Here is a 207-nt window from a genome sequence, read left to right as displayed (position 1 = left end):
CTACCATCGGCGCTGAAGAGCTTAACTTCCGTGTTCGGCATGGGAACGGGTGTGACCTCTTCGCTATCGCCACCAAACAATTGAGAGTGTTCTCTCAAAACTAGATAACAGGTGTGACATCATTAGAAATTAGGTTAAGTCCTCGATCGATTAGTATCTGTCAGCTCCATGTGTCGCCACACTTCCACCTCAGACCTATCAACCTGA

Annotated in this window: 1 rRNA gene; it reads right to left on the bottom strand. The window is 47.3% G+C overall.

Annotation, left to right across the window (positions count from 1 at the left end):
- A 5S ribosomal RNA gene (gene rrf, locus WA325_RS21550) occupies positions 1 to 77 on the bottom strand; the annotation flags it as partial.
- Positions 78 to 207: the final 130 nt, after the last annotated feature.

Source organism: Bacillus sp. 205(2023), from assembly GCF_037027485.1.
GTDB lineage: Bacteria > Bacillota > Bacilli > Bacillales > Bacillaceae > Bacillus > Bacillus halotolerans.
This window is presented reverse-complemented; position numbering and strand designations above follow the sequence as displayed.